Origin of the sequence: Micromonospora sp. KLBMP9576 (genome assembly GCF_050941805.1) — a bacterium.
Classification (GTDB): domain Bacteria; phylum Actinomycetota; class Actinomycetes; order Mycobacteriales; family Micromonosporaceae; genus Micromonospora.
Genome location: NZ_CP194567.1, coordinates 869,559 through 885,611 on the forward strand (window position 1 = coordinate 869,559; position 16,053 = coordinate 885,611).

Annotated in this window: 15 protein-coding genes; 7 read left to right on the plus strand and 8 right to left on the minus strand. The window is 73.7% G+C overall.

The features are described 5' to 3' along the window. Positions 1-480: 480 nt before the first annotated feature. On the plus strand, positions 481-1,743 hold the full coding sequence (locus ACQ452_RS04110) for an amidohydrolase (protein WP_433389876.1): 1,263 nt from the start codon (positions 481-483) through the stop codon (positions 1,741-1,743). On the opposite strand, the gene ACQ452_RS04115 is transcribed toward ACQ452_RS04110, so the two are convergent. After that, positions 1,700-2,689, minus strand: a complete 990-nt coding sequence (locus ACQ452_RS04115) for a DUF4349 domain-containing protein (protein WP_433389879.1) — start codon at positions 2,687-2,689, stop codon at positions 1,700-1,702. The genes ACQ452_RS04110 and ACQ452_RS04115 overlap by 44 nt on opposite strands. A 116-nt stretch (positions 2,690-2,805) precedes the next feature. Between ACQ452_RS04115 and ACQ452_RS04120 the strand changes: the two genes are divergently transcribed. The 4 genes from ACQ452_RS04120 to ACQ452_RS04135 all read left to right on the plus strand — a co-directional run bounded on the left by ACQ452_RS04120 (position 2,806) and on the right by ACQ452_RS04135 (position 6,395). After that, the gene (locus ACQ452_RS04120) at positions 2,806-3,438 is read left to right on the plus strand and encodes an MBL fold metallo-hydrolase (RefSeq protein ID WP_433389882.1); all 633 of its coding nucleotides are present in this window, start codon (positions 2,806-2,808) and stop codon (positions 3,436-3,438) included. A gap of 6 nt (positions 3,439-3,444) precedes the next feature. Next, entirely contained in the window at positions 3,445-4,392 is a 948-nt protein-coding gene (locus tag ACQ452_RS04125) for a hypothetical protein (protein ID WP_433389885.1), read from the plus strand. Positions 4,393-4,523: 131 nt separating this feature from the next. Then, positions 4,524-5,486, plus strand: a complete 963-nt coding sequence (locus ACQ452_RS04130; protein WP_433389888.1) for a GNAT family N-acetyltransferase — start codon at positions 4,524-4,526, stop codon at positions 5,484-5,486. Positions 5,487-5,651: 165 nt separating this feature from the next. Beyond that, positions 5,652-6,395: an SCO6745 family protein gene (locus tag ACQ452_RS04135; protein WP_433389890.1), complete on the plus strand. Its 744-nt coding sequence runs from the start codon at positions 5,652-5,654 to the stop codon at positions 6,393-6,395. 137 nt (positions 6,396-6,532) lie between these two features. On the opposite strand, the gene ACQ452_RS04140 is transcribed toward ACQ452_RS04135, so the two are convergent. Then, positions 6,533-6,988, minus strand: a complete 456-nt coding sequence (locus tag ACQ452_RS04140) for a gamma-glutamylcyclotransferase (RefSeq protein WP_433389893.1) — start codon at positions 6,986-6,988, stop codon at positions 6,533-6,535. Between the two features lie 106 nt (positions 6,989-7,094). On the opposite strand from ACQ452_RS04140, the gene ACQ452_RS04145 reads away from it, so the two are divergent. Continuing rightward, complete coding sequence (locus ACQ452_RS04145) at positions 7,095-8,498, plus strand: NAD(P)H-quinone dehydrogenase (protein WP_433389896.1); 1,404 nt, start codon at positions 7,095-7,097, stop codon at positions 8,496-8,498. On the opposite strand, the gene ACQ452_RS04150 is transcribed toward ACQ452_RS04145, so the two are convergent. The 3 genes from ACQ452_RS04150 to ACQ452_RS04160 all read right to left on the minus strand — a co-directional run bounded on the left by ACQ452_RS04150 (position 8,476) and on the right by ACQ452_RS04160 (position 9,823). Further along, positions 8,476-8,949 (minus strand): DUF998 domain-containing protein, encoded by a 474-nt coding sequence (locus ACQ452_RS04150; protein ID WP_433389898.1) that lies wholly within the window; start codon positions 8,947-8,949, stop codon positions 8,476-8,478. The two genes, ACQ452_RS04145 and ACQ452_RS04150, sit on opposite strands and share 23 nt — an antisense overlap. Next, positions 8,946-9,098 carry a hypothetical protein gene (locus ACQ452_RS04155; RefSeq protein ID WP_433389901.1) on the minus strand — a complete coding sequence of 51 codons (153 nt, stop codon included), beginning with the start codon at positions 9,096-9,098 and terminating at the stop codon, positions 8,946-8,948. Before ACQ452_RS04155 ends, ACQ452_RS04150 begins: the two co-directional genes overlap by 4 nt. 89 nt (positions 9,099-9,187) lie before the next feature. Continuing rightward, a complete protein-coding gene (locus tag ACQ452_RS04160; protein ID WP_433389904.1) occupies positions 9,188-9,823 on the minus strand; it encodes a DedA family protein in 636 nt (211 codons plus the stop codon). Between the two features lie 546 nt (positions 9,824-10,369). Here ACQ452_RS04160 and thrS point away from each other — a divergent pair. Next, positions 10,370-11,587 (plus strand): threonine--tRNA ligase, encoded by a 1,218-nt coding sequence (gene thrS / locus ACQ452_RS04165; RefSeq protein ID WP_433389906.1) that lies wholly within the window; start codon positions 10,370-10,372, stop codon positions 11,585-11,587. A gap of 53 nt (positions 11,588-11,640) precedes the next feature. On the opposite strand, the gene ACQ452_RS04170 is transcribed toward thrS, so the two are convergent. The 3 genes from ACQ452_RS04170 to ACQ452_RS04180 are packed head-to-tail and all read right to left on the minus strand — an operon-like array spanning position 11,641 to position 15,850. After that, positions 11,641-13,659 (minus strand): ABC transporter ATP-binding protein, encoded by a 2,019-nt coding sequence (locus tag ACQ452_RS04170; RefSeq protein ID WP_433389909.1) that lies wholly within the window; start codon positions 13,657-13,659, stop codon positions 11,641-11,643. Beyond that, positions 13,656-15,389 carry an ABC transporter ATP-binding protein gene (locus ACQ452_RS04175; RefSeq protein ID WP_433389912.1) on the minus strand — a complete coding sequence of 578 codons (1,734 nt, stop codon included), beginning with the start codon at positions 15,387-15,389 and terminating at the stop codon, positions 13,656-13,658. The genes ACQ452_RS04170 and ACQ452_RS04175 overlap by 4 nt, the downstream gene beginning before the upstream one ends. Next, positions 15,383-15,850, minus strand: coding sequence for a MarR family winged helix-turn-helix transcriptional regulator (locus ACQ452_RS04180; RefSeq protein ID WP_433389914.1), 468 nt, complete (start codon positions 15,848-15,850; stop codon positions 15,383-15,385). Before ACQ452_RS04180 ends, ACQ452_RS04175 begins: the two co-directional genes overlap by 7 nt. Positions 15,851-16,053: the final 203 nt, after the last annotated feature.

Here is a 16,053-nt window from a genome sequence, read left to right on the forward strand (position 1 = left end):
ACGCGGGTGACCCGGCCGCGCCGGCGGGCGTCGGCGCGTGGGCTGCCCGGCCGTGGCGTGTGCCGGGCGGGTTCGGGGGTAAACCGACCGGGGGGACGTGGACGCACACCCTGTGCGGTCGGCGTCGGCCCGGGTGTGTGACCGTCTTCGGGCCCCCGAACGGACGACGGTCGGGTAATTGTCGGAGTGACCGTCGGCCTGACCGACTAATGCGACAATTCCGAAACGACGGCTATGGGGGGCGAGCGGTGCCGCAGCCCACCGGGCCGGTTACGCGGTGTAGGAGAGGTGGGTCAGATGACGGCGTCCGACCGCGATCTACCTGCTGTCCCGCAGTTCTATGAGCGCTCCGAGCAGGACATTCGTGACGCTACGCGGTCCGATCGCTACCGGAACGAGGTTGCGCAGCGTCACCGTCGGAGGTCTAGGCTGTCTGCGGTTCCTCATGATCCATCCATCTCTAGCGAACGAGAATTCGACGTGACGAGTGCGTTGACGCTGCCCACCGGCAACCTGCTGGCGGCCCCCTGGCCGGAGACGCCGTCCGGGCCCGCCCAGCCGCTGCCGTTCGAACTGGACCGGCTGCTCGCCGACCGGCTGCCCGACCTGATCGCCACCCGCCGCCGCCTCCACCAGCACCCGGAACTCTCCGGCGAGGAGTTCGAGACGGCCGCCATGATCGTCCGGGAACTCACCGCCGCCGGGCTGCGGCCGCGACTGCTGCCGAAGGGCAACGGGGTCATCTGCGACATCGACGGCCGCCCCGACGGTCCGGTGATCGCGTTGCGCGCCGACATCGACGCCCTGCCGCTGACCGACTCGAAGGACGTGCCGTACCGCTCCACCGTGGACGGCGTCTGCCACGCCTGCGGTCACGACGTGCACACGACTGTCATGCTCGGCGTCGGCACGTTGCTGGCTCAGCTCGCCAGCCTCGGTGAGCTGCCCGGGCGGGTCCGGCTGATCTTCCAACCGGCCGAGGAGATCCTGCCCTGCGGCTCGCTGGAGGTCATCGAGGCCGGCGGCCTGGACGACGTGGTGCAGATCTTCGCCCTGCACTGCGACCCCAACCTGCCGGTCGGGCGGATCGGCCTGCGCGTCGGCCCGATCACCGCGGCGGCCGACAACGTCACCGTCCGGCTCTCCGGCCCCGGCGGGCACACCGCCCGCCCGCACCTGACCGTCGACCTGGTCGGCGCCCTGGGCCGCCTGATCACCGAGGTGCCGTCGCTCGTCAGCCGCCGGGTGCCGGCCAACAGCGGGCTGCTGCTGGTGTTCGGCCACGCCACGGCCGGCACCCGTAACAACGTCATCCCCTCCGAGGCGTACGCGTCGGGCACCCTGCGGGTGATGGACCGCGACACCTGGGAGCTGGCCCCCAAGATCGTTACTCAGGTGATCCGCGACGTCGTCGCCCCGACCGGCGCCACTGTCGATTTGGAATACCTGCGGGGCCGCCCGCCGGTGTGCAACGACTCCCAGGCCATCGGGGTCCTGACCGCCGCCACCACCGCCGCGCTCGGGCCGGAGGGCGTCGCCGAGACCCCGCAGAGCATGGGTGGCGAGGACTTCTCCTGGTACCTGGAGTACGTCCCCGGCGCGCTCGCCCGGCTCGGTGTCGGCCGCTCCGGCCCGAACGTGGACCTGCACCGGGCCTCGTTCGACGTGGACGAACGGGCCATCCCGGTCGGCGTACGGCTTATGGTCCTGACCGCGCTGCGGGCACTGGCGGCGGCGCGGTAGCCGGTCGCGGCGTGGCCGGCGGCACCGGCGTCGGGGCCGTGCGTCGCCGCCGGCGCAGCACCACCAGCAGCACCGTCAGCGGTACGCCGAACACCAGCAGCCACGGCAGTACCGCGCCGAGCACCGTCAACAGGACGCTCACCGAGGTCAGGAAGACCTGCCAGCCGCCCTTGAGCCCCACCAGGAAACCGGTCCGCGTCCCCTCGTCGGCGGTGCTCGCGTCCGGACCGACCAGCGACACGGTGATCGTCGACAGGCTCGTCAGATCCGCCAGCCGCTCCTTCTTCGCCTCCAGCGAGGCGAGGTCGGCCTCCCGGCGGGACAGCTCGTTCTCCAGCGACACCAGGTCGCTGATCGAGCTGGCCCGCGCCAGCAGCCGGCGGGCGCTCTCCACCCGGGCCCGCTGGCTGGTGATCCGCGCGTCCAGGTCGACCACCTGCTCGGTGACGTCCTCGGTGCGGATCTCCCGCCGTTGCTGCCGGCCCAGCTTCGCCAGCTCCTCCACGACGCCGTGGAACTTCGCCGCCGGCACCCGCAGTTCCAGCTCGGCCCGCGCGTCCGCGTCGACGCTGCGCCGCTGATCGCCGCCGACGAAACCGCCGGCCGCCGTGACCGCGGCGATCGCGCTGCGGGCCGCATCGTCCACGTCGTCCACCTGCACGCGCATCGTGCCGGTGTAGATGATGGACCGCTGGTCGACCCGCAGATCAGGCGCGCCGGCACCGCCGCCCTGTTCGGCTGCCCCGCCCCGCTCCGCCCCCTGTGCCCCGTCCGCCCCCTGTGCCCCGTCCGCCCTCTGCGCCGCGCCGCCCGCCTGGTCCCGCTCCGCAGGCGCGCTGGCGGACTCGTCGCCCGCGTCACTGCCGCAACCCGCCAGCGCGAGCAGCGCGACCAGCGCGACGGCCGTCAGCCGTCCGTGCCGGCCCCGTCGTTTCCGTCCGTCCATCCCGCCTCCATCGTCCGAGCCCCCGTGTGGGGCGATACCTCAGACGCGGCGCGGGACCACGTCGGTTCCGGCAGACTGCGCGCAGGACATCACGATTCGATATTCTTGGAGTCACGATGCAACTCACCAAGTACGCCCACTCCTGCCTCCGGGTGGAGCACGACGGGGCAGTGCTGGTCATCGACCCGGGCGTGTTCAGCGAGACGGCGACCGCCCTCGACGGGGCGGACGCGGTGCTGATCACGCACGAGCACCCCGACCACCTGGACGTCGAGGCGCTCACCCGGCAGCTCGACCGGCGCCGCCTCGTCATCCACGGCCCGGCCTCGCTCGCCGCCGCCCTGGGCGACGCCGCCGAGGCGCTCCAGCCGGTCCGGCCCGGGCAGTCCTTCACGGCCGCCGGCGTCCCGGTCAGCGCCCACGGTGGCCGGCACGCGGTGATCCACCCGGACATCCCCGTGATCGACAACCTGGCGTACCTGCTCAACGACGTGGTCTACCACCCGGGGGACAGCCTCGTCGTCCCCGAGGGCATCCAGGTCGACACGCTCTTCCTGCCGATCCACGCGCCCTGGGCTAAGTTCTCCGAGTCGCTGGACTTCCTCCGGGCGGTCGCCCCGCGCCGCGCGTACGCGCTGCACGACGGGCTGCTCAACGACAACGGGCTCGGCGTGCTCGACGCCAACTTCACCCGGCTGTCCGACGTGGACTACCGCCGGCTCGAACCGGGCACCCGAATCGACGCCTGACGCCCGATGCCCGGCCCGTCCCGAGAGCTGCTGCACCGGCTCTACACCACCGCGCCCGACCGGTTCGTCGCGATCCGCGACGAGGCCGTCGCCGAGGCCCGCCGCACCGGCGACCCGAAGACCGCCCGGGAGATCGCCCGGCTGCGCCGGCCCACAGTGGCCGCCTGGTTGGTCAACCTGCTCGCCATCCGCCGCCCCGAACTGGTCGCCGACCTGACCCAGCTCGCGGAGGCGCTGCGCACCGCCCAACGCGAGCTGCGCGGGCCCCGGCTGCGGGAACTCTCCGCCCAGCGGCGGGCGGTCCTCGGCGCGCTCGTCGCCGAGGTACGCGAGCTGGCGGCCGGAGCCGAGGGGGCCCCGTCGGCCGGGAAGCTGCCGCTGGCCGAGGTGGAGTCCACCCTCAACGCCGCGCTCGCCGACCCCGACGTCGCCGCACAGGTCCGCTCCGGCCGGCTGCTGCGGGCCGCCACCTACGCCGGTTTCGGCGAGGTGCCCCGCCCGCAGCTCCGCCTGGTGACCGGCGAGGATGAGCCGCGAACGGCGCCCCGGCCCGGGCCCGCCGGAGGAAGACCGGGCGGTACCGACCGGGCCGCCCTCCGCGCCGAACAGGCGCAACGGGCCGCCCGCGCGGAGCGGGCCCGCCGCCGACGGGCGCTGGAGAAGGAACTGGCGAAGGCGCGTACCGACCAGGACCGGGCCGAGGCGGAACTGGCCGACGCGACGGCGGCCGAGCGCGACGGCGCCGCCGCCCTCGACGCGATCGAGACGGAGCTGGCCGAGCTGGAGCGACGGCGGGCCGTCGCCGAGCAGGACCTGAGCCGGGCGAAGCTGGCGCGGCGCGGCGTGGAACGGACGGTGACCGCCGCCCGCCGCCGCGCCGGCGAGGTCGAGGCGGCGATGGAGGCGGTCGACGCCGAGGAGGGGGATGCCGAGCCGGACGGCGGGACGGACTGACCCCCACCGGGACGCCTTCACCGCCGCCCTCGCTGCGCAGCGGCGGGTCGACCCGCAGGTGGGCGTCGGGGCGGTGACCGGCGGCGAAAACCGGCGGCGCCCCACCGGACCCGCCTGCCATGCTCGCCCCCGTGACTCTCCCCGCCGGGTGGCACGCCCGCCGCCCCACCCTGGACGACATACCGGCGATCCTGGCCGTGGTGCACGCCGCCGACACCTTCGCCGTCGGCCACCCCGACTTCGCCGCCGAGGACGTCACGGCGGCGCTGACCGCGCCGTTCTTCGACCCGGCGCGCGACTCCTGGGTGGTCACCGACCCCGAGGGCACGATCGTGGCCTGGGCGGCACTGGACAACCCGACCGGGACGGGGCGCGAGTTCGTCGAGGTCTACGTCGACCCGGAGCGCGGCGACGGACTGCGCGCGCCGCTGCTCGCCCGCCAGCTCGACCGGGTCGCCGAACGGGCGCGCGAGCGGGGCGTGCCGGCGCTGACCGTCCGCACCGCCGTATTCGCCCCCGAGACGCGCTGGGCGGCCGAGCTGGCCGAGGCCGGGTTCACCCGCGCCAAGCGGTACGTGCGGATGAGCCGGTCGTTGGCCGGGCTGCCCGCCGAGCCGCCGCCCCCCGCCGGGGTGACCGTCCGCCCGCTGCGCGCCGACGACGCGGCCGACCTGCGGGAGTTCCACCGGATCTACGACCTGGCGTTCCGGGACACCGCGGACCACGAGCCGGTCGACTTCGACCTGTGGCGGCAGCGCCTCACCCAGCATGGCACCACCTGGGACGAGTGGTTCGTCGCCGAGGTCGACGGGGTGCCGGTCGGCGCGCTCCAATCCTCCGACCAGGCGCTGGAGCAGAACGAGGGCTTCGTGCGCGCCCTGTCGGTGCTGCCCGCGTACCGGCGGCGCGGGGTGGGCGCGGCACTGCTGTGGCGGGCGCTGCACCGCTACGCCGCCAAGGGCCGGCAGAGCGCCGGGCTGGGCGTGGACCTGGCGAACCCGACGGCCCCGGTGACGCTCTACCGGTCGGTGGGGCTGCGTGAGGTGCGCTGGACCGACATGTACGAGCGGGTCGTCCCGGCCGCCGCAGGGTGACCGACGCCCGGGGCCGACGCCGGCCCGCCGCGGCGGCGGACCGGAGGCCGTACCGGGCCGGGGCGGCGGCCGGGACGCCCGACACCGGAGCGGGGGATGCCGAGCCGGCCGCCGGCGGGGCAGACTGACCGCTGTGGACGGACGGGTCGACCGGGGAGCGGGCGGATGACGCCGGAACAGGTCGCCGCGGCCAGCAAACCGACCGCGTTGGAACTCGGCGACGTCTTCACCCGCTGCCCGACCACCCTGCGTCGGGCACGGCTGCTCGGCGTCCCCGCCTGGGCCTTCTACGTGACAGGCCGGGCCGGCGCCCTCGGTGACGTACGCGCCGAGACCGTCGCGGCGGCCCTCGGCTTCCTGGACCCCGACGCGGTCGCCGACGGCTGGGACGCGGCCCGGCGGGTCGTCGCGCCGGTCGAGGTGGCCGCCGCGACCCTCGTCGAGTGCTGCCGCTGGGGCGAGGAGCGGCTCGACACCCTCACCGGGGTGAGCCGGCTCGCCGCCCTGCTCGGCCGGGCGGTCGAGGCCGCGGACGCCAGCGGCATGCCGCTCTTCGCCGCCTGGCGGACCATGCCGGTGCCGGTCCGCACGGCCGGTGCCCGGGCGGCCGTCGGCCTGCGCCTGCTGCGGGAATACTTCACCGGCGCGCACCTGATCGCGGTCCGGGCCGCCGGAATGACCCCGCTGGAGGCGGTGCTCGCCGGGCCGGAGGGGGAGGCGGGCGCCGTGGCCTGCGGCTGGACGCCGCCGTACCCGCCGGTCGGGCCGCTGGTCCGGCGGCGGCTCTGGGCCGAGGCGGTGACCGACCGGCTGGCCGCGCCGGCGTTCGCGGCGCTCGGCCCGGCGGACGGCACCGAGCTGGTGGAGCTGCTCACCGCGACCAGGGCCCACCTGTCCGGCCCGGGGTGACGAGCGGGCCGACCGCTACGCGCCGGGTCGTGCCGCCGGTGTGTGATTGACGACGCCGGGCGGGGCCGGCTGCCGGCTCCCCCCGGCACCGGAGCAGACTGGGGGCCGTGGGATACGCGCTGGGCCGACGAGAGGCGCTAGGCCGACGCGGTGCCGGTGGGGCGGGACCGCAGTTCGGTGACGTAGTCGTCCGGTGCGCCCGCCTTCTCCGCGGCGTTCGCGATCTCCGAGAGGTACCACGCGGTGGGCAGCCCGCCCTCGTACCCGTCGAAGACGTAGATCCACGCGGTCACGTCCCCGTCGAGGGTGGAGACGCGCACGTGCAGCTTGCGGTACGTGCCGGCGCTCACCCCCTCCAGCTCGTCGAGCTGGGCGGCGTCGTAGGGGTGGATGTCGTAGATCGCCACGAACACCCGGTCGCCGGGGGACTCGACGACGGTGCTGACGGCACCCTCCCAGCCGATCACGTCCTCGCCCGCGAAGGTGAGCCGCCAGCCTTCCAGCCAGCCGGTGCCGACCATCGGGGAATGCGGGCAGTAGGCGCGCATGCGGGCGGGATCGAGATTTGAGCCGTAGGCGGCGTGATGACGCACGGCGATGACGATAGCCCGCCCGCCGGGTGGGGGAGAATACGACAGTGCGTGTCGGACGCGTTCGGGAGAAGAAAGTCACTGTGAGCACTGACGAAGGGCGAGCGTTGTGAGCCGGATCGTGATCATCGGCGGTGGACCGGCCGGTTACGAGGCGGCCCTGGTCGCCGCGCAGCTGGACGCCGAGGTCACCGTCGTGGAGGCCGAGGGTGCCGGCGGGGCGTGCGTGCTGTCCGACTGCGTACCGTCGAAGACCTTCATCGCCAGCTCCGAGGTGGTCACCGGCTACCGGGACACCGAGGGCTTCGGGGTGCACTCCGACGGGCTGGAGGCCGTCACGGTCGACGCCAGCGCGGTGCACTCGCGGGTCAAGCGCCTCGCGCTCGCCCAGTCCGCCGACATCCACGCCAAGCTCGTCAAGGCCGGGGTGACCTTCGTGTCGGGCACCGCCCGGCTCGGCGAGGACACCCTCGGCCACACCCACCGCGTGCTCGTCACCCCCACCGACGGCGGCGGGGAACAGTCGATCGCCGCGTCGACAGTGCTGGTCGCCACCGGCGCCACCCCGCGCCAACTGCCCACCGCAGTGCCGGACGGCGAGCGCATCCTGACCTGGCGTCAGGTGTACGACCTGCCGGAGCTGCCCGAGCACCTGATCGTGGTCGGCTCCGGCGTCACCGGCGCGGAGTTCGCCAGCGCCTACCTGGCGATGGGCGTGCAGGTGACGCTGGTGTCCAGCCGCGACCGGGTGATGCCGCACGAGGACGCCGACGCGGCCATGGCCATCGAGCGGGTCTTCCGCAACCGGGGCATGAACATCCTCAACAACTCCCGGGCGGACACGGTCCAGCGCACCGCCGACGGGGTGGAGGTCGCGCTCTCCGACGGCCGCCGGGTGACCGGGTCGCACGCGCTGATCGCGGTCGGCTCCATTCCCAACACCGCCGACCTGGGCCTCGCCGAGTACGGCGTGGCGCTGGCCCGGGGTGGTTACGTCACCGTCGACCGGGTGTCGCGCACGAGCGTGCCGGGCGTCTACGCCGCCGGCGACTGCACCGGCGTGCTGCCGCTGGCCAGCGTCGCCGCCATGCAGGGCCGGATCGCGATGTGGCACGCGCTCGGCGAGGCCGTCCGACCGCTGCGGCTGCGTACCGTCGCGGCGAACGTGTTCACCGACCCGGAGCTGGCCACCGTCGGCGTCTCCCAGGACGAGGTCGATGCGGGCAAGGTGCCGGCCCGGCAGGTCATGCTGCCGCTGGACGGCAACGCCCGCGCCAAGATGGACGACCTCGTCGACGGCTTCGTCAAGCTCTTCTGCCGCCCGGCCAGCGGGCAGGTGATCGGCGGCGTGGTGGTGGCGCCGAAGGCGAGCGAGCTGATCCTGCCCATCACCATGGCGGTGGAGAACAACCTCACGGTCAACGAGCTGGCCCAGACGATCACGATCTACCCGAGTCTCTCCGGTTCCATCACCGAGGCCGCCCGGCAGCTCATGCTGCACGAACTGGAGTGACCATCCGGCGGAGCAGAGCGACCGCGACGACGGCGAGCATGGCGACCTCGGTGAGGATCAGCAGCCGCTCGACCAGGCCGAGCAGCAGCCGGTCGCCGGGGTAGGCCGACCAGACCATCGCCGCCGCCAGGGCCACGCTGGCCACGGCGAGACCGCGTACCCGGCGGCCGGCGACCGCCGGCAGCCGGCGGGCGAGCAGCCAGCCGGCGACGGGCAACGCCAGGAAGGCGACCACCGAGGCGTACCGGTGGACGTAGGCGGCGGCGTCCATGGGCAGGCCGGGCGCGTTCGTCGGGACCACCGCGGCGAGCACCAGCCCGCCGACCCAGGTCGCCAGCAGCACCTCCGCCAGCCGCCCCGGGCGGGCGGCGGCCGGGCGGTGGGCGTGCCACAGGGCGGGCAGGAGCACGGCGCTGGCCGCCGCGAGCACCACCATTGCGACGTCGATCACGCCACCCCGGCGGAGACGGCGTAGTCGCTGACGGTCAGCTCCCACGGGTTGAGGTTCTCGTTCACCTCGACGTGGCCGACCACGGCGAGCAGCGGCGCGAGGACGATCCCGCCCAGGGCCAGCAGTGCACTGTTCCGGTTCTCACGCATGGCTCAGCCTGTCCCGGAAGGGACCCCAGGCGGATCCGGGCAGCTCACCCGGATCGATGCCCGGGACCACCCCTAGGCGGCGCGGCCGGTCACTCCGCCACCGGCGCTTCCGCCCTGGCCCCGACCACCGGCGCCGCCCCCGCGGCCCGCCGCGCCCCGACGGCGGTCATGGCCCAGCCCGCCGCCGCGAAACCGGCCGCCGCGCCGCCGGCGACCAGCGCCAGCAGCCACGTCGACCTGGTGAGCGCCGTCCCGCCGAGGTGCCCGATCAACCCGCCGTACGTCGCCCAGCCCAGCGCCGCCAGGGCGTCGTAGAACAGGAACAGCCGGTACGGGTAGCGGCTGCGTCCGGCGGAGAAGCACGCCGCCATCCGGCCACCCGGCACGAAACGGCAGAGCAGGATCACCATCGGCCCCGGCTTGCGCAGGCCCCGGGTGACCCGGTTGGCGACCTGCCGGGCCCGTCCCGGCACTGCCTGGGGCCTGCGCCGGTCCGGTGCGCCCCGCCCCAGCAGGTAGCAGGCCAGGTCCCCGACGAAGACGCCCAGCGCGCCGACGGCGATGGTCACCGGCAGGCTCAGCCCGCCGTACACGGTGAGGGCGCCGCCCGTGATCATCACGACCTGGGTGGGGATCACCGGCACGAAGGCGTCCGCGACGAGCAGCGCGAGCAGCACCAGGTACACCAGGGCCGGCGACGCGATGTGAGTGAGTAGTTCGGGCACGACTGCCACCTCGCCGGACGGGGCCGATTGGGTCTACCGAGCCTGCCGGGTCATCCGGCGTCACCTGGCACGACCCTGGGTAGTGGTGACCATCGACACTGCCGGGCCACCGGAGACAACGAACGGAGCCGCACGCAGGTGACGGCCCGCTGGGCGGCCGGGGGTCGGCGGATCGGGGTGGCCCGGCGTACCGTTGGCGGCGCGCGGCTGACGACCGTCGGGTCCCCCGTTCCCGACGACTCGGCCGCCGCGGGCCGCCGGCAGGTCCCGTGCCGGCGGCCCGCACCCGCGCCGCACGGCGGGTCGACCCCGGTCCGCGCCCGCGCCACCCGGGCACCGGGCCGCCCGGAAAACCGACTGCGACCCCCGGGTGCCGGGGCGTACCGTCGCCCGCATGCGCAGTGCGGTATCCACCACGACGCCGGGAGACCCCGGCGCGCCGCACTGACCTGACCGTCGACGAGGCCCCGGGGCGATCCGCCCCGGGGCCTCGTGGCGTCCGGTGACGGGGTCGCCTCCGGGTCGTACCCGATCAAGGAGCGCGACATGATCGACCACCGCAGGCTCGGCCGGGAACTGGAACTGTTCGGCTCCGACCCGCTGGCCGGCGCCGGGCTGCCGCTCTGGCTGCCGGCCGGCGCCGCCGCCCGGCACGCCGTCGAGGAGTACGTCCGTGAGCTGGAACGCCGGGCCGGCTACCGGCACGTGTGCACCCCACCGCTGGGCAGGCGGGAACTCTTCGAACTCTCCGGGCACCTCGGCTACTTCGCCGACGACATGTTCCCGCCGATGGCGCTCGGTGCCGACGACGAGTTGGTGCTGCGCCCGGCGCTCTGCCCGCACCACGCCCTGGTGTTCCGGGCGCGGGGCCGCTCCTACCGCGAACTGCCGCTGCGGATCGCCGAGCTGGGCGGCATGTACCGGGCCGAACGCTCGGGAGTGCTCGGCGGGCTGTCCCGGGTGCGGGCCATCTCGCTCAACGACGCGCACAACTTCTGTGCACCGCAACAGGTGGGCGAGGAGGTCGTCGAGATCCTCCGGCTGATCCGCGAGGCGCACGCCGCGCTCGGCGTACGGCCGGCGGGGTTGCGGCTGTCCCTGCGCGGGCCGGGGGAGAAGTATGTGGGGGACGACGACCAGTGGGCGCGGGCCGAGGAACTGCTCCGTGCCGCGCTCGACGGGGTGGCGTTCACCGAGGCCCCCGGAGAGGCCGCGTTCTACGGGCCGAAGATCGACATCCAGGTGCTGGACGCCGCCGGGCGGGAGCTCACCCTCTCCACCGTCCAGCTCGACTTCGACAAACCGGAGCGCTTCGACCTGTCCTACACCGACGCGTCCGGGGCGCGGCGTCGGCCGGTGATGGTGCACCGCAGCCTCGTCGGCAGCATGGAGCGGCTCTTCGCGTACCTGATCGAGGTGCACGAGGGCGCCTTCCCGGCCTGGTACGCCCCGGTGCAGCTCGTGGTGCTGCCGGTCGGGGACGAGCAGGCCGACGCGGCGGCCCGGCTCGCCCGCGACGCGCTGGCCGAGGGGCTGCGCGTCGAGGTCGACGGCGCCGGCTCGCTCGGCGCCCGCATCCGCGACGCGGCCCGCGCCCGGGTGCCGTACGCCGCCGTCGTCGGCCCCCGGGAGGCGGCCGAGGACGCGGTCTCGCTGCGGTTGCGCGGCGGCCGGGCCCTGGACCCGATGCCCGCAGCCGACGCCCTGCGGCTGATCGGCGCGGTGGTGGCCGAGCGCAGCCCGGCCCTGCTGCCGGCCGGCTGAGCCCGCACCCGACCCCGGCGCCCGCCCGCCCGGCGTCACCGGCGACCTCCTCGTCACCGGGTCGACCCCTCCAGCGGCGCGGGCTCGGGGTCGGCCTGGAGGGCGGCGGTGAACTGCGAGCGGTAGAGGCGGTGGTACGCGCCCTGCGCGGCGAGCAACTCGTCGTGCGTGCCCTGCTCCACGATCCGGCCGTCCTCCATCATCAGGATCAGGTCGGCGTCGCGGATGGTGGAGAGCCGGTGCGCGATGACGAAGCTCGTCCGGTCCGACCGCAGCGCCGCCATCGCGCGTTGGAGCAGCACCTCGGTGCGGGTGTCCACCGAGCTGGTCGCCTCGTCGAGGATCAGCAGCGACGGCTCGGCGAGGAAGGCGCGGGCGATCGTGATGAGCTGCTTCTCTCCGGCGCTGACGTTGCTGGCCTCCTCGTCGATCACCGTGTCGTAGCCGTCGGGCAGGCTGCGCACGAAGCGGTCCACGAACGTCGCGCGGGCCGCCGCCACGATCTCCTCCTCGCTCGCCCCGGGCCGGCCGTACGCGATGTTGTCGCGGATGGTGCCGCCGAAGAGCCAGGTGTCCTGCAGGACCATGCCGATCCGGCCGCGCAGGTCGTCGCGGCGCATCGTGGTGACATCCACCCCGTCGAGCGTGATCCGGCCGGCGTCCAGCTCGTAGAAGCGCATGACCAGGTTGACCAGCGTGGTCTTGCCGGCGCCGGTCGGCCCGACGATGGCCACCGTGTGCCCCGGCTCGGCGACCAGGGAGAGGTCCTCGATCAGGGGCTTGTCCGGGGTGTACCGGAAGGAGGCGTGGGCGAACTCGACCCGGCCGTGCGGGTCGCGTACGCGGGCCGGTTCGGCCGGGTCGGGGCTCTGCTCCTCGGCGTCGAGCACGGCGAAGACCCGCTCGGCGGAGGCCACCCCGGACTGGAGCATGTTCGCCATCGAGGCGACCTGGGTGAGCGGCTGGGTGAACTGCCGGGAGTACTGGATGAACGCCTGCACGTCGCCGAGGCTCATCGAGCCCGAGGCCACCCGGAGGCCGCCGACCACGGCGATCGCCACATAGCTGAGGTTCCCGACGAACATCATCGCCGGCATGATGATCCCGGAGATGAACTGGGCGCCGAAGCTCGCCCGGAACAGCTCGTCGTTCTTGGCGGCGAACGCGGCCTCCACCTCGCGCTGCCGGCCGAAGACCTTGACCAGCTCGTGGCCCGTGAACGCCTCCTCGATCTGGCCGTTCAGCTCGCCGGTGTGCGCCCACTGGGCGATGAACTGCCGCTGCGACCGCTTGGCGATGGCGGTGGTGACGACCACCGAGATCGGGACCGCGACCAGGGCCACGAGGGCGAGCAGCGGCGAGACCCAGAACATCATGGCCAGCACGCCGACCACTGTGAGCAGCGAGGTGAGCATCTGGCTCAGCGTGTGTTGGAGGCTGGTGGAGATGTTGTCGATGTCGTTGGTGACGCGGCTGAGCAGCTCGCCACGGGGTTGCCGGTCGAAGTAGGGCAGCGGCAGCCGGTTGAGCTTCTCCTCCACGTCGGCGCGCAGCCGCAGCACGGTGCGCTGCACCACCCCGTTGAGCAGCCAGCCCTGCCACCACATCAGCAGGCTGGACGCCACGTAGAGGCCGAGCGCCAGCAGCAGCACCCGCGCCAGCGCGGCGAAGTCGATGCCCACGCCGGGCACCACGTCCATCCGGGCGAGCATGGCGGCGAAGTTGTCGTTGCCGGCCGCCCGCGCGGCGTCGACCGCCTGGTCGGTGGTGGTGCCCGCCGGCAGTTGCCGACCGATCACCCCCGTGAAGATCACGTCTGTGGCCCAGCCGAGCACCTTCGGCCCGACCACACTGAGCCCGACGCTGAGCACCGCCAGCGCGATCACGGCGACGAGCTGGGGGCGCTGCGGACGCAGCCGGCCCAGCAGCCGCCGGGCCGAGGGACCGAAGTTCATCGACCGTTCGGCGGGCATCCCGACACCCCCGTGCGGGCCGCCACGGTGCCCGCCGGACGGCAACCGCTTCGGCGTGCGCGCGTCGGCGGCCGGCTTCTGCTGCGGTACGGCGCTCACGCGGCCACCCCCGCCGTGTTCTGCGACGCCACGATCTCGGCGTACGTTGGGCAGGTCTTCAGTAGTTCGTCGTGTCGGCCGATCCCCACCACGCCCCCGCTCTCCAGTACGACGATCTGGTCGGCGCCGATGATCGTGCTGACCCGTTGCGCCACGATCACCACGGCGGCGTCAGAGGTGACCGGCCGCAGGGCCGCCCGCAGCCGCGCGTCGGTGCCGAGGTCGAGCGCGGAGAACGAGTCGTCGAAGAGGTAGATCTCCGGCCGCCGGACCAGGGCCCGCGCGATGGCCAGCCGCTGCCGTTGCCCGCCGGAGACGTTCGTGCCGCCCTGCGCGATCGGTGACTCCAGCCCGTCGGGCATCGCCTCGACGAAGTCCCGGGCCTGGGCGATCTCCAGCGCATCCCAGAGTTCGGCGTCGGTGGCGTCCGGGTTGCCGTAGCGCAGGTTGCTCGCCACGGTCCCGGTGAACAGGTACGGCCGCTGAGGCACCAGCCCGATGCGGCGCCACAGCTCGTCCGGCGCCAGGTCCCGCACGTCGACGCCGTCGACCAGCACCGCGCCGGCCGTCACGTCGACCAGGCGGGGGACGAGCGACAGCAGGGTGGTCTTGCCCGCGCCGGTGCTGCCGATGATCGCCGTCGTCGTTCCCGGCGTCACCCGGAACGACATGTCGCGCAGCACCGGTTCGGCCGCACCCGGATACTGGAACCCGACGTCGCGTAGCTCCAACTCGCCGCGGCTGGTCACCTCGGTCACCGGGTCGGTGGCGGGCACCACGGAGGAGTCGGTGTCGAGCACCTCGACGATCCGTTCGGCGCAGACCGCCGCGCGCGGCACCATCATCAGCATGAAGGTGGCCATCATGACGGCCATCAGGATCTGCATCAGGTACTGCAGGAAGGCGGTGAGCGCGCCGATCTGGATCGCCCCGTCGTCGACCCGCTGGGCGCCGAACCAGAGCGCGGCGACGCTGGAGACGTTGAGCACCAGCATCACCACCGGGAAGATCAACGCCATCAGGCGGCCGGTGCGCAGGGCGGTGGCCGTGAGGTCAGCGTTCGCCACGGCGAAGCGTCGCGTCTCGTACGGCTCCCGCACGAACGCCCGCACCACCCGGATGCCGGTGATCTGCTCACGCAGCACCCGGTTGACCGTGTCGATGCGGGCCTGCATGAGCCGGAAGCCCGGCACCATCCGCCGGATGATCAGCCACAGGGCGACGGCGAGGACGGGCACGCTGACCAGCATCAGCCAGGAGAGCCCGACGTCCTCGCGTAGCGCCATCACCACCCCGCCGACACACATGATCGGCGCGGCGACGAGCATCGTGCAGCTCAGCAGCACGAGCATCTGCACCTGCTGCACGTCGTTGGTGTTGCGGGTGATCAGCGAGGGCGCGCCGAAGCGGCCGACCTCGCGGGCGGAGAAGCGGTTGACGTGCCCGAAGAGCGCCGACCGGACGTCCCGGCCGAAGGCCATCGCCGTCCGCGCGCCGAGGTAGACGGCCACGATCGAGCAGGCGATCTGGACCAGGCTCACCGCGAGCATCCACCCGCCGGTACGCAGGATGTAGGCGGTGTCGCCCACGGCCACGCCCTGGTCGATGATGTCGGCGTTGAGGCTGGGCAGGTAGAGCGACGCCATCGTGCCGACGAACTGGAGCAACACCACCGCGGCCAGCGGCCGGTGGTACGGGCGCAGGTGGGTGCGCAGCAGCCGGGTCAGCATGTGGGTTCTCCCTGCGGGGCGCAGTGGTCGCCGCCGTTGCCGATGACTTCGAGGAGGAACTCGCGGATCACCGCGGCCTTCGCCGGGTCGGCGTCGACCGAGGTGAGCGGGGCGCCGGAACTGATCGCGGCGGTCAGCGCCTCGACCCGGGCCCGACCGGCCGCCGTGATCGCGATCCGGACGCTGCGCCGGTCGGCCTGGTCGCGTTGCCGCTCGACGAGGCCGTCGCGTGCGAGGGTGTCGACGATGCCGGTCAGGGTGGCCGGCCGGACGAAGCAGTGCTCGGCAACCGTGCGGTGCGGCAGCTCGCCGTGCTCGGCGAGGGTCATCAGGGTCACCATCCCGGCCTGCGTGAGGCCGTGCGCCTCGGCGAGGTAGCGGTTCCACCGCTGGCCGTTGACGTGGCCGGCGACCACGAGCAGTCGCCCGATCGGCACGTCCCGTAGGGTCAGAAGGTGCATGGCGACACATTAGCTCCCTGACCATCAGGGCCCAAACGAAATACCGGGAGCCCGAGACCCGCTGGCCGCAGCCTGGCCGCCCCACTGATCGCCGATCCCGCTGGCCAGCTAGTGGGCGCGGCCTGGGGGCACTGCCGTCGCGCAGGGGTCCTTTCGAGCTGAATCGTTTACGACATCAGCTCGAAAGGACCCGCGCGGTAGTA